Source organism: Acidovorax sp. GW460-11-11-14-LB4 (genome assembly GCF_059423685.1).
This window is the reverse complement of sequence record NZ_JBWKYJ010000071.1, coordinates 1-24,445: the sequence shown is the minus strand read 5'-3', so window position 1 is coordinate 24,445 and position 24,445 is coordinate 1. Positions and strand designations below refer to the sequence as shown.

Below are 24,445 nucleotides of genomic sequence, written 5' to 3'. Positions count from 1 at the left end.
GCCCCTGGCAGTGCCCCCGCCCCCACCGAGGGCCTGGCGTGGTGGCAAGCGGCCCTGCAGCGCAGCTGGGAGGTGGTGCGCGACGAGGCCCGCAGCCTGGTGCGCGTGAGCCGCATCGACCAGCCCGAAGCCATCTTGCTGGCCCCCGAGCAGACCTTCTTCCTGCGCGAAAACCTCAAGTTCAAGCTGCTCAATGCACGCCTGGGCATCCTGGCACGCCAGTTCGAGTCGGCCCGTGCCGACCTGACCGCGGCCACCGCGGCGCTCAACAAGTATTTCGACCCCGCATCGCGCCGCACCCAGAACGTGGCCTCCACCCTGCAGCAGGCCCAGGCCAGCATGAAGGCGGCCGAGCTGCCGCGCCTGGACGAAACCCTGTCGGCGCTGGCCACCGCCGCTGCGGGACGTTGACGATATGCGTGCTGCACTTTGGCTTTTGGCGTTGTTTGGCGTGGCGGTGGCGGCTGCGCTGTTTGCGGGCAACAACCAGGGCACCGTCACCCTGTACTGGCCGCCTTATCGCATCGACCTGTCGCTCAACATGGTGGTGTTGCTGCTGGTGGGCGGTTTTGTCACCGTTTATGCGGCGCTGCGGGCACTGGCGGCGCTGCTGGCGCTGCCACACCAGGCACGCCGCTGGCGCGTGCAGCAAAAAGAGCGTGCCATGCACGGCGCACTGCTCGACGCCTTGACCCACATGCTGGGCGGCCGGTTCATCCGCTCGCGCAAGGCCGCTGTGGCCGCGCTGTCGCAAGAACACGCGCTGGAGGCCAGCGGCGAGGCGGTGCCCCACGGCAAGCAGCTGCGCGCGCTCGCCCACATGATCGCCGCCGAGGCGTCACACGCCCTGCAAGACCGCGCCACCCGCGAAAGCCATCTGCAGGACGCACTGCAGGAAGCCCCCATGCGCGGCTCCATCAACGAGCAGGAAATGCACGAAGGCGCCCAGATGCGCGCCGCCCGCTGGTCGCTGGACGACCGCGATGCCAACGCGGCGCTCGACCGCCTGGCAGCCCTGCCCCAGGGAGCCGCGCGGCGCACCCTGGCGCTGCGCATCAAGCTCAAGGCCACCCGTCTGGCGCGCCAGACGCAAGAAGCACTGGACACCGCACGCCTGCTGGGCAAGCACCGTGCGTTCTCACCCAATGCCGCACAGAGCATCGTGCGCGGCCTGGCCACCGAACTCATCAACAGCGCGCACGACGTCGCTCAGTTGCAGCAGATCTGGCTGTCTCTGGAGACCAGCGAGCGCAACATGCCCGAGCTGGCCATCCATGCCGCCCAGCGGCTGGCTGCACTGGGTGGCGATGCCACGCAGGTGCGTGCCTGGTTGCTGCCCGTGTGGGAACGCATGGTGGAGCTGCCCGATGCCTTGGCCGAGCAACACGCCCTCAAGCTGGTGCGTGCGCTGGAGGCGGGACTGGATGCGCTCGACGGGCCCTGGCTGGCCCGCATCGAGTCCGCCCAGCAAGCCAACCCACGCGACGCCCGCCTGCAATACCTGGCGGGCATGGCCTGCCTCAAGCGCCAGCTGTGGGGCAAAGCCCAGCAGCTGCTGACCCAGGCAGCCCAGCAGCTCAACGACGCGCCAATGCGCGCCAGCGCCTGGCGCCACGTGGCCGAACTGGCCGAGCAACGCGGCGACGACAGCGCCGCCGTCAGCGCCTGGAAACAGGCCGCGCTGGCCCGATAACCCGGGCATCGCGGGGTGCTCTGGCGCCCCGCTCCCGTACCGCCCGCCATCGCTGCACTTGATGCGGCCCCCCATTCGCCAAGGTGTCTCCACAGGAGCACCGGCGCACCAGCAAGGTCCATGCAGGCGCCACGCCGATGCCCTGCGGATGCCAGCAACTAGCCGCTCCGCAGAAATTGCACAGCATTGGGGAACTTTGAGCGCTCAAGGCATATCGATTCAATAAATTTGAATCAAGGCATCAATCTGCCTGAAGCTGATCACAGCCAGCGCTTCCTACACTGCGCCATCGCCCAGCGCGTTGTGTCGCCAAGTCCGGCGGACCTTGCAGCCTTCGCTCACCTCATTTTTGCCCCGACCTCCAGATTCGCTGATGACAGCCACTTCCACGACGACCCTCGACACCCCGCGCCGGTACACGCGCACTGCCATGCTGTTGCACTGGGTGCTGGGCCTGGCGCTGATCGCTCTGTTTGGCGTCGGCGTCTACATGGCCGACCTGCCCTTTTCGCCCCAACGGCTGAAGCTTTACAACTGGCACAAATGGGCCGGTGTGACTATCCTGGTGCTGTCGGCGCTGCGCCTGCTGTGGCGCGCCACGCACCGCCCACCGGCGCTGCCCCAGGCGGTCGAGAACACCATGCCCGGCTGGCAGAAGCTGGCACACCACGGCACCCACCACCTGCTGTACGTGCTCTTCTTTGCCGTGCCCCTGATTGGCTGGGCCTATAGCTCAGCGGCGGGGTTCCCCATCGTGTTCCTGGGCCTGTGGCAGCTGCCCGACTTTGTGCCGGTGAGCAAGGACCTGGCCGAGGCCATCAAGCCCTGGCACCAGTACACCGCGTTTGCATTGGCCGCGCTGGCGCTGCTGCACATCGCCGCAGCGCTCAAGCACCAGCTGGTCGACCGTGATGGCCTGCTGAACCGCATGCTGCCCGGGAAATAACCAGCCTCCACCTGCGGGGCGCCATGGCAACCCCTGGTGGGTGCCTTGCCCACCTCAAAGGTCGCTCGCCCCCCTGCGACCACCGCTTCCACCTTTTGTGAATTGAACGGAGTTTCTGCATGCATCTGTCTCCTACCTTGTCCCGCATCGTGATCGGCGCTGCCCTCGTTGCGGGCGCGCAAGCCGCCCTGGCCCAGCAGCAGCTGGTGCCCGCGCAGAGCGAGGTGCAGTTCACCGCCCGCCAGATGGGCGTGCCACTGGAAGGCCAGTTCAAGAAGTTCAGCGCCCAGGTGGCGTTTGACCCGGCCAAACTGGCCACCAGCAAGATCGCCTTCACGGTGGACACTGGCAGCGCCACGCTGGGTTCGCGCGAGACCGATGCAGAGCTGCCCAAGCCAGCGTGGTTCAACGTGCCCAAGTTCCCGCAGGCCCAATTCGTGTCATCCAGCATCAAGGCCCTGGGCGGCGGCAAGTTTGAAGTGGCGGGCGCGCTCACCATCAAGGGCAACAGCCAGAACGTGGTGGTGCCCGTGACGCTGACCCAAAGCGGCCCCACCACCACCGCCACAGGCGCGCTGCCCATCAAGCGGCTGGCCTTCAAGATCGGCGAAAACGAGTGGGCCGACACCTCCATGGTGGCCGACGACGTGCAGGTCAAGTTCAAGCTCGCGCTGACCGGCGTCGGCAAGCTCTGAGCGCCCCCCCTCTGCCCAGGCCCTGCCGGCCTCCGCCCGCCATCCGGGCGCGGTCCCCGCGGGTGGCGCCTTCCCCTTTTCCCTTGTCCTTTCCTTTTTGATCTATCAGGAGTTTCCATGCGCAAGTCCCTCTTCGCCCTGGCTGCCGCCACCACCCTGTTCGCCGGTGCTGCCCAAGCCCAATCGGCCAACTACGCCATCGACCCGACGCACACCTTCGCCTCGTTCGAGATCAGCCACTTTGGCGCTGCCGTGAACCGTGGCCGCTTCGACAAGAAGGAAGGCACCGTCCAGTTCGACAAGGCCGGCAAGTCGGGCAAGGCCGAGATCACGTTCGATGTGACCTCGGTGAACACGGGCACCCCCGCGTTTGACAAGCACCTGCAAAGCGCCGACCTGTTCGACGCTGCCAAGCACCCTACGATGAAATTTGTCTCCAGCAAGTTCGTCTTCAACGGTGACAAGGTCGCCAGCGTCGAAGGCCAGCTCACACTGCTGGGCAAGACCGCCCCCTTGACCCTCAAGGCCAACCAGTTCAACTGCTACGACAGCCCCATGCTCAAGCGCGAAGTGTGCGGCGGCGACTTTGAAGCCACCATCGACCGCACCCAGTGGGGCATGAACTACGGCGTGGAATGGGGCTTCCCCAAGAACGTGCGCCTGGTGGTGCAGATTGAAGCCGTGAAGCAGTAAACCAGGCCGAGCAGACCTGGGGTGCAGCGGGCTGACTTGCTCCGCCCTGCCTCCGGCTGCTTGCGACCAGCCACCCGTGCGCCTTGCGCCGGGTGGCTTTTTCTTTGGGCCAGCCCGTCCTCATCTGTCAGCCTTCAGGGCATTAAAATTAACTTAACGTAAATCAATTACGAATAGTAGAATTGCATTCACCGATTTGAGGAGACTCTGCATGAACGCCGTTCTGAACCCGACCGCCCTGGCCAGCCTGCCAGCACCCGCCGCCATCCAGCAGTTGCACCACTACGCCTACAAGGCCCGCGACGCCGAGGAAACGCGCCAGTTCTATGAAGATATCCTGGGCCTGCCGCTGTACCACATCATCCAGAGCGACTATGTGCCCAGCACCGGCGAGTACTGCCCCTACACCCATTTCTTCTTTCGCCTGCAGGATGGCTCGTTCATCGCCTTCTTCGACCTGGGCGACGACGTGAAGGCCGAGCCCTCGCCCAACACCCCTCTGTGGGTCAACCACATAGCGTTCCGCGTGAACACCGTGCAGGAGCTGGAGAACACCAAGCAGCGCCTGGAGGCGCATGGCGTGGAAGTGCTGGGCGTGACGGACCACCACATCTTCAAGAGCATCTATTTCTTCGACCCGAACGGCATTCGCCTGGAGCTGTCGGCCCAGCTGGCCAACGACGAGCAGATGGAAAAAGACAGCACCGTGGCCCACGCCCGCCTGCGCGAGTGGACGGCGCGCAAGGAGCAATGGCGCAAGGAACGCGCCGAAGGCAAGGTGGACGCGCCGCTCAAGCCCCAGCAAAACGACCGGCCGGAGTTTGTGCGCAAGTAAGCCGACCTGACCCCAGGCCTCCACGGTCCACGGGGCCGGCTGCACTGGCTGCGGTGCGCAGCCCCGTCCAACGGCCCTCCCCCCGCTTTGCGATGGGATTTTTAGCCCTACAGCGCTGAAGCGCTACATCCTATTGTCTCAGTAGCTATACAAAATATATCAGTCATCCCGCTGCCTGTTGCTGCGCACGCATGATCTGGTGGCGCTGCCAGTAGTGGCTGACCACGGCGTTGAACTGGTCCTTGTCCTTCTTGAGGCCGGGCAGCTTGATCTTGCTGGTCTTGGCGCCCAGACCCAGGGCGTTCTTCTCGGGGTGGGTCACGATCAGCGCGTTGCCAAAGCTGCTTTCCTTGAATTCCAGCCCCTTGATGGCGTCCCAGAACACCGTGGTCTCATCGGCCGAGGTGCGGATACCGTCAATGCTCACCTCCACCGTCGCATCGCCCTTGAGGGCAAACACCACGGGCGGGAAGTACTGCAGCACCAGGGCCCGCTCCTCGTCGTTGGCGGGCTCGTAGCGGTAGGCCAGGCTGCGCTCGTGGTCTTGCGCAAACTGCTGCTCGTAGGCGCTCCACAGCCGCTGCTCGATGGCGTCGGCAGTCAGGATCTCCTGCACCCAGGTGGTGGCGGGCACGCGCACGGCGATGGCGCCGTAGTCGCGCTCTTTCAGGGCCATACCCACGTTGCGCAGGCGCTCGGGCATGGCGGGGTGTGAGTCGAAGGGGTGCGGCACATTGGCCGTCTTCATCGCATCCACAAAGTCGGGCGATGCCGCGTAGGGCGCCAGCCCCTGGGCCACAAAACTGGCAATGCCCAGCGTGCTGTTGTCGTGCCGCTCGTTGCGGCCGAACAGTTCGTCCTCGATGCGGTAGCGGTATTGGGCGTAGGCGGCAATCTTGACCAGCGACTGTGCAATCGCCGCCGGGCTCACCAGCTTGGCCGCCAGGCGGTCGGCCTTGAACTCACGCTCGCGGCTGTCGCTGGCCAGGGCGATTTCGAAAATGGTGCGGTACAGGTCCAGCAGCGGCGACGCCATGGCCGACAGCCCGCCCGTGCGGATGGCGTGGCGGTAGTGGTCAAACTGCACCAGCTTGGGCCCCAGCTGTGCGCTGCGCCGCGTGTCGCCCCCGCGCAGGTGGGCCAGTTCATGGCCCAGCACGGCGTCGGCCTCGGTCTGGTCCAGAATGCGCAGCAGCGGCAGGCTCACAAACAGCGTGCGGCCCGTGAGGGTTTGCTGGCCCACGGTGATCGGGGCCTCGGTCACGAAGAAGTTGGCATCAATGCCAGCCACGATGTGCCGGGGCGGCTCTGTCTTCAGGCGCTGCGCCAGGTGGCGGATACGCTGCCACAGCAGCGGCGCATCGGCCTCGGCCACCAGCTCGCCCACCACCTGGTTGCTGGACTGCACCCGCTTGAAGATGCCCGCCACCGCCACCAGCACTCCCGCCGCCACGGCAAACCCCACAAACAGCACCAGCTTGGGCGAGTACTTGTGGAAGAAAAACGCCGTCACCCAGAACGACAGCCACACTGCCATCGCCCCTTGCACCACCAGCGCCGTGGCGCTGGCCCAGGAGGTCAGGCGCCAGCCCGCCACAAAGCTCGCGTACTGCAGGGTGCGGTCAGCAAACGCCAGCGCCCCCAGCCCCAGCACCGCCAGCAGCAGCGCCGCACTGGCCACCAGCGTCCACAGCGACAGCTTGCGCGCCATGTGGAACTGCCAGACATCGGAGAAGGTGTCGCACAGCGCCTCGCGGTATTCGCGGGCCTCGGGGTCTGCATTGCTGCAGATGGTGGACGGCGGGTTGCTGCGGTAGTAGTCCTTGCGCGCCTGCTTCTCGTCAGCGGGCAGGCCCTTTTCGGCATCGATGCGCTGGCTGATACCGGCCACAAAACGGGTGTCCTGGTCGGTCTGGACATGGCGGGTGAACACGTAGGTCACCGCAGGCACCAGAAACAGCGCCAGCAGCGCATAGGCAAAGACCTTGACCAGGCCCAGGCGCCAGGCAGATTGAAACGTCATAGGTTCGGATGGTTGTGACGGCCCGGCACCGTGGCACCGGAAGGCTGAACGCCCCCCGCAAGCCACCGCATCAGTCCTTGTTGTAAATCGTGATCCTTAGAGCGGCTAACAAAACTCAGCGAAGCGGCCCTGGCTAGGCGTTTCGCCGCAGGCAGTACAAGCAGTACGACAAGGCGAGACAACGACGCCAGGGGAGTTTTGTTAGCCGCTCTCAGAGCCTGGTCCGCGTTGCCGCGCCCTCCTCGCTCTGTGGGGCGGGATTATCAGGACCCATTCACCCGCGCACCCAGTCACAAGGTAACCATTGGAAAGAATCGGCCGACAGACGGCGCGCAATTGCCAAACGGCCCAAGCCCCCGCGGGGCCAGCGCCGGGGTGGCGGTCCCTTAAAATGTGCGGTTCACCCTCTTGTTCGTCGGAGCGCTCCCTGCGGCCGCTCCGCCCCACTGCCCCCACTGCGACACCCCATGAGCACGCCCCAACCACAACCCGGCCTCGAAAGCCTGTCCAAGTCGTTTGAACCTGCCGCGCTGGAAGCCCACTGGGGCCCCGAATGGGAAAAGCGCGGGTATGGCACCGCAGGCCACCGTGGCACAGGCCAGCCCCAGGCGGGCGAACCCGCCTTTTCCATCCAGCTGCCGCCCCCCAACGTGACGGGCACGCTGCACATGGGCCATGCGTTCAACCAGACGATCATGGACAGCCTCACGCGCTACCACCGCATGCGTGGCTTCAACACCGTCTGGGTACCGGGCACTGACCACGCAGGCATCGCCACGCAGATCGTCGTGGAACGCCAGCTGCAAGAGCAAGGCATCAGCCGCTACGACATGGGCCCCACCCCGCCCGAGGCGCGCAAGAACTTTGTGAGCAAGGTGTGGGAGTGGAAGGAAAAGTCCGGCAACACCATCACCACGCAGATGCGCCGCATGGGCGACAGCGTGGACTGGAGCCGTGAATACTTCACCATGGACGACAAGCTCTCCAAGGTGGTCACCGACACCTTCGTGAAGCTCTACGAGCAGGGCCTGATCTACCGCGGCAAGCGCCTGGTGAACTGGGACCCGAAGCTGCAGTCCGCCGTGTCCGACCTGGAAGTCGAGAGCGAAGAAAAAGACGGCTCGCTGTGGCACATCGCCTACCCGCTGGCCGATGGATCGGGCAGTCTGACGGTGGCCACCACCCGGCCTGAAACCATGCTGGGCGACGTGGCGCTGATGGTGCACCCCGAGGATGCCCGCTACACCCACCTCATCGGCAAGATGGTCAACCTGCCGCTGTGCGACCGCCAGATCCCGGTGATCGCCGACGAGTACGTGGACAAGGAATTCGGAACCGGGGTGGTTAAGGTCACCCCCGCGCACGACCAGAACGACTACGCCGTGGGCCAGCGCCACAAGCTGCCCATGATCGTGGTGCTGACGCTGCAGGCCACCATCAACGAGAACGCCCCCGCCAAGTACCAGGGCATGGACCGCTTCGTGGCCCGCAAGGCCGTGGTGGCCGACCTGGAAGCCATCGGCGCGCTGGTCGAGGTGAAGAAGCACAAGCTCATGGTGCCCATTTGCACCCGCACCGGCCAGGTGATCGAGCCCATGCTGACCGACCAGTGGTTCGTGGCCATGAGCAAGGTGAGCGACCAGGACCCCACGGGCAAGAGCATTGCGCAAAAGGCCATCGACGCGGTGGCCAGCGGCGAAGTGACCTTTGTGCCCGAGAACTGGGTGAACACCTACAACCAGTGGATGAACAACATCCAGGACTGGTGCATCAGCCGCCAGCTGTGGTGGGGCCACCAGATTCCGGCCTGGTACGACGAAGAAGGCAACGTGATCGTGGCCCGCGACGAAGCCGAAGCCCAGGCCAAGGCGCCCGGCAAAAAGCTGCGTCGTGACGAGGATGTGCTGGACACCTGGTACTCGTCCGCCCTCGTGCCCTTCAGCACCATGGGCTGGCCCAACCAGGGCGACAGCGCCACCGACGACTTCAACCTGTACCTGCCCAGCACCGTGCTGGTCACGGGCTACGACATCATCTTCTTCTGGGTCGCCCGGATGATCATGATGACCACGCACTTCACCGGCCGCGTGCCGTTCAAGCACGTGTACATCCACGGCCTGGTGCGCGACGCGCAGGGCAAGAAGATGAGCAAGTCCGAAGGCAACGTGCTCGACCCGGTGGACCTGATCGACGGCATTGCGCTGGAACCGCTGCTCGACAAGCGCACCACCGGCCTGCGCAAGCCCGAGACCGCGCCCACCGTGCGCAAGAACACGCAAAAGGAATTCCCCGAAGGCATTCCGGCCTATGGCGCCGATGCGCTGCGCTTTACCTTCGCGGCGCTCGCATCTCTGGGCCGCAGCATCAACTTCGACAGCAAGCGCTGCGAGGGCTACCGCAACTTCTGCAACAAGCTCTGGAACGCCAGCCGCTTTGTGCTGATGAACTGCGAAGGCCAGGACTGCGGCCTGAAGGAGCACACCAAGGAAGAATGCCAGCCCGGCGGCCCTGCCCACGGCTACATGCAGTTCAGCCAGGCCGACCGCTGGATCACCTCGCTGCTGCAAAAGACCGAGGCCGAAGTCGCCAAGGGCTTTGAAGAGTACCGCCTGGACAACGTGGCCAACACGATCTATGACTTCGTCTGGAACGAGTACTGCGACTGGTACCTGGAAATCGCCAAGGTGCAGATCCAGAACGGCACCGAAGCACAACAACGCGCCACACGCCGCACGCTGATCCGCACGCTCGAAGCCATCCTGCGCTTGGCCCACCCCATCATCCCGTTCATCACCGAAGCCCTGTGGCAGGTGGTGGCACCCGTCGCCGGCATCCCTGGCGAGTCGGTCAGCATCGCCCGCTACCCCGAAGCCCAACCGGCCAAGATCGACGAAACTGCCATCGCTCACATGGGCCGCGTGAAGGGTCTGGTGGACGCGTGCCGCGCGCTGCGGGGCGAGATGAACGTGTCTCCCTCCACCCGCCTGCCCCTGTACGTGGTGGGCGACACCGAGTTCATGCGTGGCGTGGGCCCGGTGCTGCAGGCCCTGGCCAAGCTCAGCGAGGTCAAGGTGTTTGACGACGAGGCCGCTTGGGCCGCCGCCGCCCAGGCTGCGCCCGTGGCCGTGGTGGGCGACGCCCGCATGTGCCTGTACATGGAGATCGACGTGGCGGCCGAGAAGGCCCGCCTGTCCAAGGAAATCGCCCGCATCGACGGCGAGATCACCAAGGCCAACAACAAGCTGTCCAACGAAGCCTTTGTGGCCAAGGCGCCTGCGGCGGTGATCGAGCAGGAGAAAAAGCGCATTGCCGACTTCGGCGCCACGCTGGGCAGATTGCGCGATCAGCTGACACGGCTGGGCTAAAACCCGGGCCATACTGCGCCATGGCGGCCCGCCCTGCGCGGGCCGATTGCCTTGTTTTCATGTTCTGCCGGTGTGCGTGCGGCTGCCTTGCAGCCCACACACCGCCCCATCCGTCCAGAGGAGCCCCATGACTGTTGCCACCACCGTTCGCAAAGCCGTTTTCCCCGTTGCCGGACTGGGCACACGCTTTCTGCCCGCCACCAAGGCCAGCCCCAAGGAGATGCTGCCCGTGGTGGACAAGCCGCTGATCCAGTACGCCGTCGAAGAGGCCTACGCCGCGGGCATCCGCCACATGATTTTTGTGACGGGCCGCAGCAAGCGCGCTATTGAAGACCACTTCGACACCGCCTACGAACTGGAAGCCGAGCTGGAAGCGGCCGGCAAGAAGGAGTTGCTGGAGCTGGTGCGCTCCATCCAGCCCAGCGACATGGACTGCGCCTTTGTGCGCCAGCCCCGCTCCCTGGGCCTGGGCCACGCCGTGCTGTGCGCCGAGCCGCTGGTGGGCAAGGAGCCGTTTGCCGTGCTGCTGGCCGACGATTTGATGGTCGGCCCCCAGGGTGGGCAGCCGGTGCTGGCGCAGATGGCAACCGCCTTCCGCCAGCAAGGCCGCTCGGTGATCGCCGTGCAAGAGGTGCCAGAGGACCAGGTGCACAAATACGGCATCGTGGCGGGCGAGCCTGCGGGTGGCCCGCTGATCCGCATCCAGCGCATTGTCGAAAAGCCCAAGGCCGCAGAGGCCCCTTCGCGCATGGGCGTGGCGGGCCGCTACATCCTCACGCCCGGTGTGTTTGACGAGATCCGCAACCAGCCGCGCGGCGTGGGCGGCGAGATCCAGCTCACCGACGGCATTGCGCGCCTGATGAACAATGAAGCCGTGTACGCCTTCCAGTACGAAGGCAAACGCTACGACTGCGGCAGCAAGGAAGGGTTTCTGGAAGCGACGGTGGAACTGGCCCTGCAGCACCCGCAGGTGGGGGCGCACTTCCGGGACTACCTGAAGAACCTGGCGCTGTAAACGCAGCCGGCCAAGCCCTCTAAAACTTCAAACTCGATAGCTGCCCGTGCTTATTGGATAAGCGCTGGCAGCTATTTTTACATTCAACGGCGGCGCAGGATGTGGATGAACTCCTCGCCCAAGGTCTGCTGCTCCACCAGCTCGTTGCCGGTCTGCTTGGCAAACGCCTGAAAGTCGCGCAGCGATCCGTTGTCTGTCGCCACCACCTTGAGCAGCTGGCCGCTGGCCATGTCCGACAGCGCCTTCTTGGCCTTGAGGATGGGCAGGGGGCAGTTCAGGCCCCGGGTGTCGATTTCTTTGTGAATGTCCATGGTCATCAATCCTTTGGCGGCGTCGCAGCCGGCGCATGTTCATCCAGCCCACGGCGGCGTTCTGCATTCTCTTCGGCCGTGAAAAACACGGGCTCGTGGCCCCGTGTGCGCAGCCAGTCGGCCAGCGCGTAGCCCGTGCCCGCAGGCCAGCATTTGAGATCTGGCAGATCGTACAGTCGGTAATCCACCAGCTCCGGCGACAGTTGCACCTGCCCGGTGGCCACCACGTGGTAGGCAATGATGACCTGGTTCATGCGCAAAAACTCGTAGGCACCCACCAGGGTGGTGGACTGCACATCGAGGTTGGTCTCTTCCTTGACCTCGCGCGCAATGCCCTCCTGGGGCGACTCGCCCGCCTCCATGAAGCCGGTGATCAGCGCAAACATCTTGCCCGGCCACGCCGCATTGCGCGCCAGCAGCACCTTGCCGTCGATCTCCACAATGGCAGCCAGCACGGGCGTGGGATTGTTCCAGTGCGTCCAGCCGCAGGCGGGGCAGCGCAGCCGCTCCTTGTCGCCGCCATCCTCGGCCAGCGTGATGGGCTGCAACTCGGTGGCACAGTGGGGGCAAAAACGAACTTCGTAGGGCATATGCTATCTTTTATGTAGCTGCTGAGGCATGTTCAACTAACACAAGCAGCCATTCTGATTCAAAAACCTGCGAGGAGGCACCCGGCAATGCCCTGGAGCCCACTGCGCAGGCCATTCCACAGGTCACGCAGGAAACACCCCGGTCGACAAATACCGGTCGCCCCGATCGCACACGATGAAGACGATGGTGGCATTGCTGTCGCGCGCAGCGATCTGCTGCGCCACCCAGCACGCGCCTGCAGCCGAGATGCCGGCAAAAATGCCCTCTTCGCGCGCAAGGCGGCGGCACATGTCTTCGGCGCTGTCCTGGCTCACATATACCAGCTCATCGACCGTGCTGGCGTCATAAATCTTGGGCAGGTACTCCTGCGGCCACTTGCGGATGCCCGGGATGCGCGAGCCTTCTTCGGGCTGTGCACCAATGATCTGAATGCCGGGATTCTTTTCCTTGAGAAACCGCGACACGCCCGTGATGGTGCCCGTGGTGCCCATGGCGCTCACGAAGTGGGTGATGCGCCCGCCGGTCTGCTCCCAGATCTCGGGGCCTGTGGTTTCGTAGTGAATGCGGGGGTTGTCGGGGTTGCCAAACTGGTCCAGCACCTTGCCCTCACCACGCTTTTGCATGGCCTCGGCCAAGTCGCGGGCGTGCTCCATGCCGCCGCTCTTGGGCGTGAGCACCAGTTCTGCGCCAAAGGCCTTCATGGTCTGGGCGCGTTCGATGGACAAGTCCTCAGGCATCACCAGCACCATGCGGTAGCCCTTGATGGCCGCGGCCATCGCCAAAGCGATGCCGGTATTGCCCGACGTGGCCTCGATCAGCGTGTCGCCAGGGCGGATGTCGCCACGCTCTTCGGCGCGGCGGATCATCGACAGTGCAGGCCGGTCCTTGACGGACCCCGCCGGGTTGTTGCCTTCCAGCTTGCCGAGCACCACATTGCCCCGCGCGGCATTGTCCTGGGCCCCAATGCGCTGCAGCGCCACCAGCGGCGTGTTGCCTACCGCGTCTTCAATCGTCGGATATTTCATACGCCCTACTGTGCCATAATTCAGGGCTTCACATATTCCGCCCGGGTGGTGAAATTGGTAGACGCAGGGGACTCAAAATCCCCCGCCGCAAGGCGTGCCGGTTCGATTCCGGCCCCGGGCACCACAGTCAACAAGGCCGGTAGCTTCCACGAGCTATCGGCCTTTTTGCTGGGCCAGCCGCTGTGGCGGCGGCATGTGATTTCTGCACACCTCCACACCCAGCCACCGCCATGACCGCCCAGGATCTGATCGCGCACGCCACCGTGCTGGCCTACCGGCTGGCGGGTTATGCCCTGCAGAACATGGCCGAGGATGCGGCCCTGCTGGCGATGATGTTCTGCTGACCTTCGCGTCGCGGCAGCGGCCTCTGCGCTTCGCCCCACCCTCGCGCTGCACATCAGCGCGCAGCCAGCAACAGGAAGTCCTGCTCATAACCCTTGAGGGATTGCGCCGCACGCAGCCGATGCGCAGGCGTCATGGCGTTGTGCAGGCGCGCAAACCCCTCGCAGCCCTCGGCCACCAGCGCTTGTGCGTAGCGTTGGTAGGCGACGTCCGGTGACGTCACCACGCGGTCCAGAAAGCCGAGCATCAGCGTGCGGGCCTGGGCGGTGTTGCCACGGTCGGCCTGGATGCTGCGCAGCACCTGCACCAGGTCTTTTTGCCGGCGCACGCGCTCGGCGTAGGTGCGCTGCGGGTCAAAGGCCGACTGGGCGATAAAGGCGCGCAGCACGGCCTTCTGGGGTTCGTCCAGCGCGCCATAAAAGGTTTCGAGCCGCGACGAGAGGTCCTTGAAGCGGCGCTCGCGCATCTTGTCGGGCGATGGGTCCAGCCATTCGGATTTCCAGTCAGCGTTGCTGTCGGCCTGCTTGCGCTCCAGATTGCGGATCTGCGCCTCGGACAGCTGCGAGGCCAGCCACACCACCTTGGGCTCGGCCTGGGCCAGCACCTTGTCCAGCTGTGTACGTGCCTCGTCATAGATGCGGCAGGCCTGCTCGGGGGTGATGGTCGCGGGCAACTGCTGCTGCACCCTTTGCAACAGCTCGGCATGCTGGGGCAGCATGGTGTCGCGGTGCCAGCGGTGCAGGTCGCCCAGGTCGCCACGCACGCGCTCCGTCTGCGCGTCCGACAGGTCAAGGTAACGGTTCAGCTGCCAGTACGCCAGGTGGGGCACCTGGTTGTACGCCAGCCGCACTGTGCTGCAACCCGCCAGCAGCACACCGGCAACGGCTAGGGCGGCAATGCACAGGGTGGTGCGCAGACGGGACAAAGCGGGCACAGCGGCTCCAGACAAAGGGAATTGCACAGGATAGGCCCAACGCTGCACACGGCAGGCACAGCGCCCAGATACCCCAGCCCGCGCACCAGGATTTAGCCAAAGGCACCCACCCGCACGGAGGTCTGACGCGCGGGGTCAGTTGTCCTGTCGCCGGATCAGCTGGCGGCCACTGGCGGTGATGGCCAGCTCACCCCCCGTCCCCTTGGTGATGAAGCCCCATTCGAGCAGTCGCCCCGACACATGGTCCTTGAGCGCGTGGGGCAGCGTGATGACTTCGCCCATCTCCAGTTGCTTGAGGGTCTCGATCTCGTCCACGGTGGGGTCGAAATGCGGAGCGTGGTAAGTGGTCATGGTGGTCGCTCTCCAACAAGGTTGCTGAATGAAAGACAGACTTCCGCGCGGCCAGATTAGTTCACAGCCCCCGTGGGCGCAAGCGCGTCATCCCGCAACCGGCGAGCTACCCACCTCTGCCATGTGCTGGAGCCAGCGCGCAAACGTGGCCAGCACCGGGGGCTGGGCCTGTGCAGGGCTGATGAGGTAGTACGCCCGCTCGCCGCGCAGCGGGCGGTTGCAGGCCACCACCAGCTCGCCGCTGGCGAGCTCGGCCTCGATGAGCAGCGGCGGGATCAGCGCCACGCCCATGCCATGCGTGGCGGCCACGGCCAGCATGGAGAACAGCTCGTAGCGCGGACCATCCAGCGCGTGCGGTGCCTCCACCCCCATGGCATCGAACCACTGGCGCCAGCCGTAGGGGCGTGTGCTTTGCTGCAGCAGCGGCAGCTCGGCCAGCGCCTCGGCGGCCACGGGCTGGTGGGCGCGGCCCCGGCCCCGGGGCGCGGCCGATTCGAGCAGGCGCGGGCTGCACACGGGCACCACGTCTTCGTGCATCAGCAGTTGCGCCTGTACGCCGGGCCAGTTGGCGACCTGCTCGGGCGTGCCGGCATACAAGGCGGCATCGAAGGTGGTGTCGGCAAACAAGAAGGGGCGTGTCTGCGTGTCGATGTGCACCACGATGTCGGGATGCGCCTGCGCCAGGTGCGGCAGGCGGGGGATGAGCCACCGCGTGGCAAAGGTGGGCACCGCGGCCAGCGTGAGGGTGCCGCCCTCGCCCTGGTGGGCCATCACGTCCAGCGTATCGCGCTCCAGCCCCTGCAGCCAGCGCGCCACCTGGCGACCATAGTGCGCACCTGCAGGCGTCAGCACCACGCCGTGGCGCGTGCGGCGAAACAGTGCCACGCCCAAAAATTCTTCCAGCGCCTGGATCTGGCGCGAGACGGCGCTTTGGGTGAGCGACAACTCCTGCGCGGCGCGGGTGTAGCTCTCGTGGCGGGCGGCCACTTCAAAACAGGCCAGGGCCTGGGTCGATGGAATGTTGCGGCGCATGATGAAGAGGAATTTTTAAGTGACCAGCCACGCCTTGGCTTATCTAGGTGCCAGTATTCCATACATTCCATAAACGCATGTCTGGATGAAAAGAACTCGCTTGCGGGCCACCACCCCAAGGCCTACGATACGTTCCAGATTCGTTTTTTTCTTCCCCCACTTTCCGACCTGGAGACACACATGGCCCACGCCGCTTTTCAATGGGATGACCCTTTCCTCCTGAGCCAGCAACTGACCGACGACGAGCGCGCCATCCGCGACGCCGCCGCAGCGTATTGCCAGGACAAGCTGGCACCCCGCGTGCTGGACGCCTTCCGCCACGAAAAGATGGACGTGAGCATCTTTCGCGAGATGGGCGAAGTGGGCCTCTTGGGCCCCACCATCCCCGAGCAGTACGGCGGCCCCGGCTTGTCGTACGTGGCCTACGGCCTGATCGCCCGCGAGGTGGAGCGTGTGGATTCGGGCTACCGCTCGATGGCCAGCGTGCAGTCGTCGCTGGTGATGGTGCCCATTTATGAATTCGGCAGTGAAGCCCAGCGCCAGAAGTACCTGCCCAAGCTCGCCAGCGGCGAGTGGATCGGCTGCTTTGGCCTGACCGAGCCCGACCACGGCTCTGACCCTGGCAGCATGGCCACGCGCGCCTACAAGGTCGATGGCGGCTACAAGCTCAAGGGCAGCAAGATGTGGATCACCAACAGCCCCGTGGCCGACGTGTTCGTGGTCTGGGCCAAGGAAGTGTCCGAAGGCGGCGCCGTGGGCCCCATCCGCGGCTTTGTGCTGGAAAAGGGCATGAAGGGCCTGACAGCCCCCGCCATCCACGGCAAGGTGGGCCTGCGCGCCTCCATCACCGGCGAGATCGTGATGGACGATGTGTTCGTGCCCGAAGAAAACGCCTTCCCTGAAGTGCAAGGCCTCAAGGGCCCCTTCACCTGCCTGAACAGCGCGCGCTACGGCATCGCCTGGGGCGCCCTGGGTGCGGCCGAGTTCTGCTGGCACACCGCCCGCCAGTACACGCTGGACCGCAAGCAGTTTGGCCGCCCCCTGGCCGCCAACCAGCTCATCCAGAAGAAGCTGGCCGACATGCAGACCGAAATCGCCATCGGCCTGCAGGCCTGCCTGCAGTTTGGCCGCATGAAGGACGCGGGCACGGCCAGCGTGGAAGGCACCTCCATCATCAAGCGCAACAGCTGCGGCAAGGCGCTGGACATTGCCCGCCTGGCGCGCGACATGATGGGCGGCAACGGCATCAGCGACGAGTTTGGCGTGGCCCGGCACCTGGTGAACCTGGAAGTGGTGAACACCTACGAAGGTACGCACGATGTGCACGCGCTGATCCTGGGCCGCGCCCAGACGGGCATCGCCGCGTTCGCCAACTGATCGGTCTGCGCCCCGAAAACCGGCAAAAACACCGCCTTTGCGGTGTTTTTGCCTTGTAGCGCTAGTCAATCATGCGCTGACAGCTATCAATTTCATAGTACACCACACCATGACCTCCCCCTCTACCTCCCCCGGCGCCCTCGCAGGCATCAAGGTGCTCGACCTCTCCCGCGTGCTGGCCGGGCCGTGGTGCACGCAGGTTCTGGCCGACCTGGGCGCGGACGTGGTCAAGGTGGAGCGCCCCGGCGTGGGCGACGACACGCGCCAGTGGGGCCCGCCCTTCTTGAAGGACGCAGACGGCAACGACACCAACCAGGCCAGCTACTACACCGCCTGCAACCGCAACAAGCGCTCGGTGACCATCGACATGGCCTCGCCCGAGGGCCAGGCGCTCATCAAGCAGATGGCGCAAGAGGCGGACATCGTGGTGGAGAACTTCAAGGTCGGCGGCCTCAAGCAATACGGTCTGGACCACGAGAGCCTGCGCGCGCTCAACCCCCGCCTCATCTACTGCTCCGTCACCGGCTTCGGGCAAGACGGGCCTTATGCCGAGCGCGCAGGCTACGACCTGATGGTGCAGGCCATGACGGGCCTGATGAGCATCACCGGCCAGGCCGACAGCCAGCCCGGCGGCGGCCCCATGCGCGTGGGCGTGGCCGTCATTGACCTTTTCACCGGCCTGTATGCCAGCAACGCCATCCTGGCCGCGCTGCACGTGCGCGACAACGCCACCAATGGCACCGGCCAGGGCCAGCACATCGACATGGCGCTGCTGGACGTGGGCATGGCCGTGCTGGCCAACCAGGCCTCGGGGTTCCTCGCCACCGGCAAGGCGCCCGGCCGCATGGGCAACAGCCACCCCAGCCTCGCGCCCTACCAGGACTTCCCCACGCAGGACGGCAACATGCTGCTGGCCATCGGCAACGACGGCCAGTTCCAACGCTTTTGCGCCGCCGCCGAGCAGCCCCAGTGGGCCAGTGACCCGCGCTTTGCCACCAACACCCTGCGCGTACAAAACCGCACCGCGCTGATCCCCGCCATGGAAGCCGTGACCCGCACGCGCACCACGGCCGACTGGATCACGCTGCTGGAAGACAAGGCCGTGCCCTGCGGCCCCATCAACACCGTTGCCCAAGCGTTTGACGACGCGCAGGTGCAGGCCCGTGGCCTGGCCGTGACGCTGCCGCGATGGAAGGACGGCGAGGCCGCCACCGACAACGTTTTGCAGATCACCGGCGTGGCCAGCCCGCTGCGCCTGTCGGCCACCCCACCCGTGCTGCGCAATGCGCCGCCGGCACTGGGCCAGCACACCGACGAGGTGCTGCGCGAGATGGGGCTGGACCCAGCGCGCATCGCGGCACTGCGGGCCAGCGGGGTTTTGTAGCCAGACCCTCGCGGCATCGGCCTGCGCCGTGCCCTGACCACTGCACGGCCTTGCCCTCACCGGCAAGGCCGTTTTGTTTGTGCTGTCTGCATTGCACCGGCCCCTGGCGCTTATCTGGCGTGCGCTATCAGCTATCCGCTATCCATCGGATGACAAAGCGTGCGACTGACGGAGCCTGCTTGCCTCGGCCCCACGGCAAAAAAGACATGTACAAAAAATTACATCCGTCTCCATAATCCCAAAGACACCCTGTCTGCGGCCCCGCGCACGGCGCGCCGCTGGACCAGGGTGCTGGGCCCATGGCCCAGCACTGCGACGTTTCTGGACCCTCAAGGAGTTCCTCATGAAGCTCAGCCTCAAGCTCCCCCTGGCCTTCACCGTGTCGCTGCTCCTGCTGTTTGCAGCGGCCCTGTTTGGCATCAGCCGCCTGAACCAGGCGCTCGACACCTATCAGACCACCGTGGCCCAAAGCTTCGAGCACGAGCGCATGGCGGCGGGCATGCTCAACAACTTCAAGGTGCAGGTGCAGGAGTGGAAAAACGTGCTGCTGCGCGGCAAGGACCCGGCCCAGCTCACGCGCTACTGGGCCGCGTTTGAAAAGCAGGAACAGGCCATCAAGGACGAGGCGCAAAAGCTCGTGGCCGCACTGCCCCCGGGGGAGGGTCGCGAACGCGTGTTGCAGTTTGCTCAGGCCCACGAACGCATGGGCACCGCCTACCGCAAGGGGTTTGAAGCCTTCAAGGCGGCCGACCACGACCCGCAAGCGGGCGACAAGGCCGTGGCGGGCATGGACCGCGAGCCCTCGCAGCTGCTGGACCAGGCGGGCGACCTGATCGCCAAGGCCAGCAGCGCCGTGGCCGAACGTGCCGCCGCCACTGCGCAGCGGGCCACCACCATCAGCCTGGTGGTGATGCTGGCGGTGTGCGCGCTGGGCATAGCAGGCGCCATTGCCTTCAGCCGGACCGTGGTGAACCCGCTGGACAACGCGGTGCGCGTGTCGCAGGCCGTGGCCAGCGGCGACCTGACGGTGGCGCGGCACGTGCAGGGCAAGGACGAGATCGCACTGCTGCTCAATGCTTTGCACGACATGCAGATCAGCCTGTCGCACGTGGTGAGCAATGTGCGCAACAACGCCGACAGCGTGGCCGCCGCCAGCACCGAGATCGCGCAGGGCAACAACGACCTGAGCGCCCGCACCGAACAGCAGGCCAGCGCGCTGGAGCAAACATCGGCATCGATGGAAGAACTCAGCTCCACCGTGCAGGCCAACGCCGAGAACGCGCGCACCGCCAACCAGTTGGCTGTGAGCGCCAGCACCGTGGCCGTGCAGGGCGGTGATGTGGTGGCCGAGGTGGTGACGACCATGAAGGGCATCAACGACAGCAGCCGCAAGATCGCCGACATCATCAGCGTGATCGACGGCATCGCCTTCCAGACCAACATCCTGGCGCTGAACGCGGCTGTGGAAGCTGCCCGCGCCGGCGAACAAGGCCGGGGCTTTGCCGTGGTGGCCGGTGAGGTGCGCAGCCTCGCGCAGCGCAGTGCCGAGGCCGCCAAGGAGATCAAGACCCTGATCCACGCCAGCGTGGAGCGCGTGGAACTGGGCACCACGCTGGTGGACAAGGCGGGCGCCACGATGAACCAGCTGGTGAGCGCCATCCGCCGCGTGACCGACATCGTGGGCGAGATCAGCGCCGCGAGCAGCGAGCAAAGCGCAGGTGTCGCCCAGGTAGGGGACGCCATCACCGAAATGGACCAGGCCACGCAGCAGAACGCCGCGCTGGTCGAACAGAGCGCCGCCGCCGCCGACAGCCTCAAGGTGCAGGCGCAGCAGCTGGTGCAGGCAGTGGCGGTGTTCCGGCTGGCAGACACCGACGCCAACACCCCCAGACAGGCCAGCATGCCCACGCCGGGCCATCACCAGCCCCGGTTGGCCGCAGGCTGACGCGGAGCAGCCATTTCAAGCCTAATCGGCTTGAAGCGCTAGTGCATCATGTGCCAACAGCTACATAAATAGTAGCAACTGGCGCCTTCTCAGGCTTCAGCCAGCGCAGGGGTTGCCTGCTGCACGGTGGCCAGCGTGGGCGAGGCCAGCTTGCGCAGGTAGGCCATGGTCTGCAGGCAGGCCTGGGCCACCTCGGTGCCCTTCTTCACAAAATGCTCGCGGAAGAAGCGCACGTGGTCCTCGTGGTCGTGGAAGTCGCGCGGCGTGAGCACGGCCGACATCACGGGCACCTCGGTGTCGAGCTGCACGCGCATCAGGCCGTCGATGACTGCGGTGGTGACGAACTCGTGGCGGTAGATGCCGCCGTTGACCACCAGCGCGCAGGCCACGATGGCGTCGTAGCGCCCGCTGCGCGCAAGCTTGCGTGCCAGCAGCGGAATCTCGAACGCGCCGGGCACGTCAAACAGCGCCACCTGCGCGGGGGGCAGGCCGTGGCGGTCAAACTCGGCCAGGGCCGCGTCGCGCGCCTGGTGCACGATGTCCTGGTGCCAGCTGGCACTGATGATGGCCACGCGGGCGCCACGGTGGGCGGCGACGGGAGCCAGGGGGGAAACGGAAGGTGAAGAAGACTGATTCATGGGTTCCTCAAAACAGGTCATACCAGAATCAGGGCGCGCGCGAACACAGCGCCTGCACAGGGCGGCGCAGGCCCTGCGCCACGCCAGCGTGCGAGTAAACACGAAGGCAAACGCCGAGGGCCCAGCCACCCATGGCGGGAGCTGTGGGTTTCGCGATCTCTTTCATCCGGACTGTGACCGTCGGCTCTGGTTTCGCACCAGATCTGCTGACCCTGCAGGCCGATCCGAAGAACGGCACCACAGGCGCTCGCGGGCTCTTGCCGACTTTTCAGCCAACAAATACCGCCGGTGGGGAATTCCGCCCCGCCCTGAGAACGCTGTCGGCCCCGAAGGTCATCCGGGGCCGACGAGTAGGATTTTAGGCGGCGAGCACACGGCACGCCGTCGCGCAGGCGATTGCCTGCACTGTCGGTGCCGGTTTCTGCGGCTGTGGGCTGTATTGAATGCCGAAGTCTGCTCAGCGCACGCGCTGAAACCCGCCTTCGGCCCAGGCCGCTGCGCTGGCGGGCGTGAGCTTGAAGGTGGGCGGCGCGGACGCACGCGCCAGTTCCTCACCCAGCTCGTCCTCTGCGCTCAGCGTGGCCGTGGCACCTTCGTCATCGGGCACGATGGCCAGCGCCACGCGCAGGCGCTGGCCGTCTGCGGTGGTGATGTGCACGCTCTTGTTCAGTTGCGCATGCAGCTGCTGCTCATGGCGGCGCACCACCTCGCTCGCGGTCTTGACCAGGGTGTGGAAGGCCGACACATCGAGCGGCTTGGGGTTCTTCTTGTCGCGGCCCATGGTCCAGGGGCCCACCAGTGCGGGTTCGGCCTCGCCCTTCAGTGTCATGGACACGGCCCAGCCATCGTCATCTTCGTTCTTGATGACCTGCGCCGTCCAGCGCCCATCGCTCCAGCAGCGGGGTTCCTGGATGGTGTCGGGCGTGTCGGGTGCGTCGGTCATGGAGAAAAAGGCCTGGGTTGCGGGAAAGGGCGCAGAGCATAACGGCAGGGCCTGGCCGCCCCAATTTCCAATAACCATTGGTTATCGAAAGAGGCCAGACATAGCGCTGGCCTTGCTACTCCCCCACAACGTCCGGCGCCACATCCGCCGCGTCGCGCAGCACGTCGATAAAGGCCTGTGCCGAGGGTGTGGGCGGCTCGCCCAGGCGGGTGATGAGGCCATAGCTGGGCATGCGGTCGGGCAGCTCGACGGGAATGCGCGAGAGCAGGCCCCGGTCCACATATTTCTGGATCAGCGCAGCGGGCTGCAGCGACATCATATGGGTGGTGTTCATCAGCTCCAGCGCAAACAAAAAGGACGGCGTCTCCACCACCCCCGCCGTGAGCGCCAGGCCCGCACCACCGAACAAGTCGTCCGACACCTTGCGCACCGCCGTGGAGGCGGGGTACAGAATCCACGGCCAGTGCGCCAGCTCGGTCAGCGACAGGTCGGTGGCGCCGCGCAGCGGGTGGTGCTGTCCGCCCACCACATGCAGCGGCTCGGCCGACAGGTGCTCGTAGTGGAATTGGCTGCGCTGGTCCTCGGTGGTGAAGCGGCCGATCATCAGATCGATCTTGCGCTCGGCCAGCCAGGCAATGAGCTGGTCGCTGCTCTGCTCCAGGATCTTGATGACCAAGAGGGGCCGCAGGCGCTGGATCTCCACCACCGAGGCCACCAGCACATGCGCGGCCGAGCCGGTGATGGCGCCCACCGTCACATGGCCATGGCCGCCCTGCTTGAGGGCGTTGAACTCGTCGACAAACTTGCGCTGCCCATCGAGCGCCGCGCTGGCGTAGCGCAGCGTAAAAAGCCCCAGCTCGTTGGGCCGCATGCCGCGCGAAAGGCGGTCGAACAGACGCGCCTCCAGGATCTCCTCGATGTCTATCAGGATCTTGGTGGCCGCAGGCTGCGTGACATGCATCTGCTCGGCCGTCAGCCGCAGGTTGCGCGTGCGGCCCAGGATGTCCAGAAACTGCAAATGCCGAAAGCGCAGCCGCGCGCAGGCCTGCGCCAAAGACAAGGGTTTACCCGGAAATTCGTCTGGACTCATAAGCGTTTGGAATGGATTGTCGCAAAACATTCAGTGGACCCGGCAGGGCGCGAAACCTAACCTTCGCCTTGCGTTCATGACGGCTTGCCCAAAAAAGCTGCATACGCCGACAGCCTCGCCAGCGGGGTCCCGCCATTCCAACGGAGACAAGACACCATGCAATTCAAGACCCTCGCCAAATCCTTGGCACTTGCCACCACGCTGCTGGCCGCCTTCGCCGCCCCCGTCTCGGCCCAAGTCAAGGAACACACCTTCAAGGTCGGCATCGGCCTGAGCGACGACCACCCGCAGGCCCAGGCCGTGCGCCACTTTGCCGAGCGCCTGCAGGCCAAGAGCGGCGGCAAGATGAACGCCAAGCTGTTCGCCAGCGGCGCGCTGGGCAACGATGTCAGCATGACCTCGGCCCTGCGCGGCGGCACGCTGGAGATGACGATTCCGGACTCATCCACGCTGATGTCGCTGATCAAGCCCTTTGGCGTGCTGAACCTGCCACTCACCTTCAACACCGAGGCAGAAGCCGACGCCTTGCTCGACGGCCCCTTCGGCCAGAAGCTGCTGGCTATGCTGCCCGACAAGGGCCTGATCGGCCTGGGCTTCTGGGAAAACGGCTTCCGCCATGTGACCAACTCGCGCCGACCCATCAACACGGCCGACGATCTGGCGGGCCTGAAGCTGCGCGTGATCCAGAGCCCCTTGTTCCTCGACACCTTCAACGCGCTGGGCACCAACGCCACGCCCATGCCATTCACCGAGCTGTACACCGCCATGGAACAAAAGGCCGTGGACGGCCAGGAAAACCCGCCCGCCACCATCCTGGCCAGCAAGTTCTATGAAGTGCAAAAGCACCTGGTGCTGTCGCGCCACATGTACAGCGCCTGGGTGCTGCTCATCTCCAAGAAGACCTGGGACGGCCTCTCGGCCGACGAACGCAAGATCGTGCAGGAGGCAGCGCGGGAAGCCACGCTGTTTGAGCGCAAGACCATCCGCGCCTTCAGCGAAACCGCCCTGGGCGAGCTGAAGAAGGCCGGCATGCAGATCACCGAACTGCCCGCCGCCGAGCAGGCCAAGCTGCGCACCAAGCTGCAGCCCGTGCTGGCCAAGTACGGCAAAGAGTTTGGTGAAGAAACCACCAGCGAAATGATGGGCGAGCTGGCCAAGGCGCGGGGCGGCAAGTAAGCGCTTGGTTCGTTCCCCAGGGCGCAGCTTGTGGCTGCGCC

22 protein-coding genes, 1 tRNA gene and 1 riboswitch are annotated in these 24,445 nt (G+C 65.4%); of the genes, 13 read left to right on the top strand and 10 right to left on the bottom strand.

What is annotated here, in order from left to right:
* From AC07X4_RS19950 to AC07X4_RS19925, 6 genes are all read left to right on the top strand, one after another.
* The coding region (locus AC07X4_RS19950; RefSeq protein ID WP_494741049.1) for a uroporphyrinogen-III C-methyltransferase at positions 1–411 on the top strand (411 nt) is incomplete at its 5' end.
* A gap of 4 nt (positions 412–415) precedes the next feature.
* Positions 416–1,693, top strand: a complete 1,278-nt coding sequence (locus AC07X4_RS19945) for a heme biosynthesis protein HemY (RefSeq protein ID WP_056066830.1) — start codon at positions 416–418, stop codon at positions 1,691–1,693.
* 373 nt (positions 1,694–2,066) lie between these two features.
* A complete protein-coding gene (locus AC07X4_RS19940) occupies positions 2,067–2,639 on the top strand; it encodes a cytochrome b (RefSeq protein ID WP_444824584.1) in 573 nt (190 codons plus the stop codon).
* Positions 2,640–2,758: 119 nt separating this feature from the next.
* Positions 2,759–3,334 (top strand): YceI family protein, encoded by a 576-nt coding sequence (locus AC07X4_RS19935; protein ID WP_494741048.1) that lies wholly within the window; start codon positions 2,759–2,761, stop codon positions 3,332–3,334.
* 117 nt (positions 3,335–3,451) lie between these two features.
* Positions 3,452–4,027 (top strand): YceI family protein, encoded by a 576-nt coding sequence (locus AC07X4_RS19930; protein WP_494741047.1) that lies wholly within the window; start codon positions 3,452–3,454, stop codon positions 4,025–4,027.
* A gap of 211 nt (positions 4,028–4,238) precedes the next feature.
* On the top strand, positions 4,239–4,862 hold the full coding sequence (locus AC07X4_RS19925; RefSeq protein ID WP_116747718.1) for a VOC family protein: 624 nt from the start codon (positions 4,239–4,241) through the stop codon (positions 4,860–4,862).
* A 163-nt stretch (positions 4,863–5,025) separates the two neighbouring features.
* Here AC07X4_RS19925 and AC07X4_RS19920 read toward each other — a convergent pair whose 3' ends face one another.
* Positions 5,026–6,885: a M48 family metallopeptidase gene (locus AC07X4_RS19920; RefSeq protein WP_494741046.1), complete on the bottom strand. Its 1,860-nt coding sequence runs from the start codon at positions 6,883–6,885 to the stop codon at positions 5,026–5,028.
* A 467-nt stretch (positions 6,886–7,352) separates the two neighbouring features.
* Between AC07X4_RS19920 and AC07X4_RS19915 the strand changes: the two genes are divergently transcribed.
* Positions 7,353–10,250, top strand: a complete 2,898-nt coding sequence (locus AC07X4_RS19915; protein WP_494741045.1) for a valine--tRNA ligase — start codon at positions 7,353–7,355, stop codon at positions 10,248–10,250.
* Between the two features lie 127 nt (positions 10,251–10,377).
* The gene (galU, locus tag AC07X4_RS19910) at positions 10,378–11,265 is read left to right on the top strand and encodes a UTP--glucose-1-phosphate uridylyltransferase GalU (protein WP_110960010.1); all 888 of its coding nucleotides are present in this window, start codon (positions 10,378–10,380) and stop codon (positions 11,263–11,265) included.
* An 83-nt stretch (positions 11,266–11,348) separates the two neighbouring features.
* Here galU and AC07X4_RS19905 read toward each other — a convergent pair whose 3' ends face one another.
* The 3 genes from AC07X4_RS19905 to cysM form a co-directional block, all read right to left on the bottom strand.
* A complete protein-coding gene (locus tag AC07X4_RS19905; protein ID WP_494741044.1) occupies positions 11,349–11,576 on the bottom strand; it encodes a sulfurtransferase TusA family protein in 228 nt (75 codons plus the stop codon).
* A gap of 5 nt (positions 11,577–11,581) precedes the next feature.
* Complete coding sequence (locus tag AC07X4_RS19900; RefSeq protein ID WP_494741043.1) at positions 11,582–12,166, bottom strand: NUDIX domain-containing protein; 585 nt, start codon at positions 12,164–12,166, stop codon at positions 11,582–11,584.
* A gap of 123 nt (positions 12,167–12,289) precedes the next feature.
* On the bottom strand, positions 12,290–13,192 hold the full coding sequence (cysM, locus tag AC07X4_RS19895) for a cysteine synthase CysM (RefSeq protein ID WP_108497627.1): 903 nt from the start codon (positions 13,190–13,192) through the stop codon (positions 12,290–12,292).
* 39 nt (positions 13,193–13,231) lie between these two features.
* Here cysM and AC07X4_RS19890 point away from each other — a divergent pair.
* Positions 13,232–13,316 (top strand) — tRNA-Leu (locus tag AC07X4_RS19890).
* A 273-nt stretch (positions 13,317–13,589) separates the two neighbouring features.
* Here AC07X4_RS19890 and AC07X4_RS19885 read toward each other — a convergent pair.
* The 3 genes from AC07X4_RS19885 to AC07X4_RS19875 all read right to left on the bottom strand — a co-directional run bounded on the left by AC07X4_RS19885 (position 13,590) and on the right by AC07X4_RS19875 (position 15,851).
* Complete coding sequence (locus AC07X4_RS19885) at positions 13,590–14,468, bottom strand: DUF6279 family lipoprotein (protein WP_494741042.1); 879 nt, start codon at positions 14,466–14,468, stop codon at positions 13,590–13,592.
* A gap of 135 nt (positions 14,469–14,603) precedes the next feature.
* Complete coding sequence (locus tag AC07X4_RS19880) at positions 14,604–14,819, bottom strand: hypothetical protein (protein ID WP_015015343.1); 216 nt, start codon at positions 14,817–14,819, stop codon at positions 14,604–14,606.
* 87 nt (positions 14,820–14,906) lie between these two features.
* Positions 14,907–15,851, bottom strand: a complete 945-nt coding sequence (locus tag AC07X4_RS19875) for a LysR family transcriptional regulator (protein ID WP_444824579.1) — start codon at positions 15,849–15,851, stop codon at positions 14,907–14,909.
* Between the two features lie 180 nt (positions 15,852–16,031).
* Here AC07X4_RS19875 and AC07X4_RS19870 point away from each other — a divergent pair, with 180 nt between their 5' ends.
* From AC07X4_RS19870 to AC07X4_RS19860, 3 genes are all read left to right on the top strand, one after another.
* Positions 16,032–17,228 (top strand): acyl-CoA dehydrogenase, encoded by a 1,197-nt coding sequence (locus tag AC07X4_RS19870; RefSeq protein ID WP_015015345.1) that lies wholly within the window; start codon positions 16,032–16,034, stop codon positions 17,226–17,228.
* Positions 17,229–17,337: 109 nt separating this feature from the next.
* A complete protein-coding gene (locus AC07X4_RS19865; RefSeq protein WP_494741041.1) occupies positions 17,338–18,612 on the top strand; it encodes a CaiB/BaiF CoA transferase family protein in 1,275 nt (424 codons plus the stop codon).
* Between the two features lie 343 nt (positions 18,613–18,955).
* Positions 18,956–20,557: a methyl-accepting chemotaxis protein gene (locus AC07X4_RS19860; protein ID WP_494741040.1), complete on the top strand. Its 1,602-nt coding sequence runs from the start codon at positions 18,956–18,958 to the stop codon at positions 20,555–20,557.
* 89 nt (positions 20,558–20,646) lie between these two features.
* On the opposite strand, the gene AC07X4_RS19855 is transcribed toward AC07X4_RS19860, so the two are convergent.
* The 3 genes from AC07X4_RS19855 to AC07X4_RS19845 all read right to left on the bottom strand — a co-directional run bounded on the left by AC07X4_RS19855 (position 20,647) and on the right by AC07X4_RS19845 (position 23,228).
* Positions 20,647–21,195 (bottom strand): 6,7-dimethyl-8-ribityllumazine synthase, encoded by a 549-nt coding sequence (locus AC07X4_RS19855; protein WP_056066768.1) that lies wholly within the window; start codon positions 21,193–21,195, stop codon positions 20,647–20,649.
* A gap of 150 nt (positions 21,196–21,345) precedes the next feature.
* A riboswitch (FMN riboswitch) is annotated at positions 21,346–21,515 on the bottom strand.
* Positions 21,516–21,652: 137 nt separating this feature from the next.
* Positions 21,653–22,138 carry a hypothetical protein gene (locus tag AC07X4_RS19850; protein ID WP_494741039.1) on the bottom strand — a complete coding sequence of 162 codons (486 nt, stop codon included), beginning with the start codon at positions 22,136–22,138 and terminating at the stop codon, positions 21,653–21,655.
* A gap of 115 nt (positions 22,139–22,253) precedes the next feature.
* Positions 22,254–23,228 (bottom strand): LysR family transcriptional regulator, encoded by a 975-nt coding sequence (locus AC07X4_RS19845; protein WP_494741038.1) that lies wholly within the window; start codon positions 23,226–23,228, stop codon positions 22,254–22,256.
* 156 nt (positions 23,229–23,384) lie between these two features.
* On the opposite strand from AC07X4_RS19845, the gene AC07X4_RS19840 reads away from it, so the two are divergent.
* Entirely contained in the window at positions 23,385–24,404 is a 1,020-nt protein-coding gene (locus AC07X4_RS19840; protein WP_494741037.1) for a TRAP transporter substrate-binding protein, read from the top strand.
* The last annotated feature ends 41 nt before the right edge of the window (positions 24,405–24,445 follow it).

Excerpts from the sequence above, each read along its gene's own strand:
- AC07X4_RS19945 (WP_056066830.1), top strand. The coding sequence starts at position 416 with ATGCGTGCTGCACTTTGGCTTTTGGCGTTGTTTGGCGTGGCGGTGGCG.
- AC07X4_RS19940 (WP_444824584.1), top strand. The coding sequence starts at position 2,067 with ATGACAGCCACTTCCACGACGACCCTCGACACCCCGCGCCGGTACACG.
- AC07X4_RS19935 (WP_494741048.1), top strand. The coding sequence starts at position 2,759 with ATGCATCTGTCTCCTACCTTGTCCCGCATCGTGATCGGCGCTGCCCTC.
- AC07X4_RS19930 (WP_494741047.1), top strand. The coding sequence starts at position 3,452 with ATGCGCAAGTCCCTCTTCGCCCTGGCTGCCGCCACCACCCTGTTCGCC.
- AC07X4_RS19925 (WP_116747718.1), top strand. The coding sequence starts at position 4,239 with ATGAACGCCGTTCTGAACCCGACCGCCCTGGCCAGCCTGCCAGCACCC.
- AC07X4_RS19920 (WP_494741046.1), bottom strand. The coding sequence starts at position 6,885 with ATGACGTTTCAATCTGCCTGGCGCCTGGGCCTGGTCAAGGTCTTTGCC.
- AC07X4_RS19915 (WP_494741045.1), top strand. The coding sequence starts at position 7,353 with ATGAGCACGCCCCAACCACAACCCGGCCTCGAAAGCCTGTCCAAGTCG.
- galU (WP_110960010.1), top strand. The coding sequence starts at position 10,378 with ATGACTGTTGCCACCACCGTTCGCAAAGCCGTTTTCCCCGTTGCCGGA.
- AC07X4_RS19905 (WP_494741044.1), bottom strand. The coding sequence starts at position 11,576 with ATGGACATTCACAAAGAAATCGACACCCGGGGCCTGAACTGCCCCCTG.
- AC07X4_RS19900 (WP_494741043.1), bottom strand. The coding sequence starts at position 12,166 with ATGCCCTACGAAGTTCGTTTTTGCCCCCACTGTGCCACCGAGTTGCAG.
- cysM (WP_108497627.1), bottom strand. The coding sequence starts at position 13,192 with ATGAAATATCCGACGATTGAAGACGCGGTAGGCAACACGCCGCTGGTG.
- AC07X4_RS19880 (WP_015015343.1), bottom strand. The coding sequence starts at position 14,819 with ATGACCACTTACCACGCTCCGCATTTCGACCCCACCGTGGACGAGATC.
- AC07X4_RS19875 (WP_444824579.1), bottom strand. The coding sequence starts at position 15,851 with ATGCGCCGCAACATTCCATCGACCCAGGCCCTGGCCTGTTTTGAAGTG.
- AC07X4_RS19870 (WP_015015345.1), top strand. The coding sequence starts at position 16,032 with ATGGCCCACGCCGCTTTTCAATGGGATGACCCTTTCCTCCTGAGCCAG.
- AC07X4_RS19865 (WP_494741041.1), top strand. The coding sequence starts at position 17,338 with ATGACCTCCCCCTCTACCTCCCCCGGCGCCCTCGCAGGCATCAAGGTG.
- AC07X4_RS19860 (WP_494741040.1), top strand. The coding sequence starts at position 18,956 with ATGAAGCTCAGCCTCAAGCTCCCCCTGGCCTTCACCGTGTCGCTGCTC.
- AC07X4_RS19855 (WP_056066768.1), bottom strand. The coding sequence starts at position 21,195 with ATGAATCAGTCTTCTTCACCTTCCGTTTCCCCCCTGGCTCCCGTCGCC.
- AC07X4_RS19850 (WP_494741039.1), bottom strand. The coding sequence starts at position 22,138 with ATGACCGACGCACCCGACACGCCCGACACCATCCAGGAACCCCGCTGC.
- AC07X4_RS19845 (WP_494741038.1), bottom strand. The coding sequence starts at position 23,228 with ATGAGTCCAGACGAATTTCCGGGTAAACCCTTGTCTTTGGCGCAGGCC.
- AC07X4_RS19840 (WP_494741037.1), top strand. The coding sequence starts at position 23,385 with ATGCAATTCAAGACCCTCGCCAAATCCTTGGCACTTGCCACCACGCTG.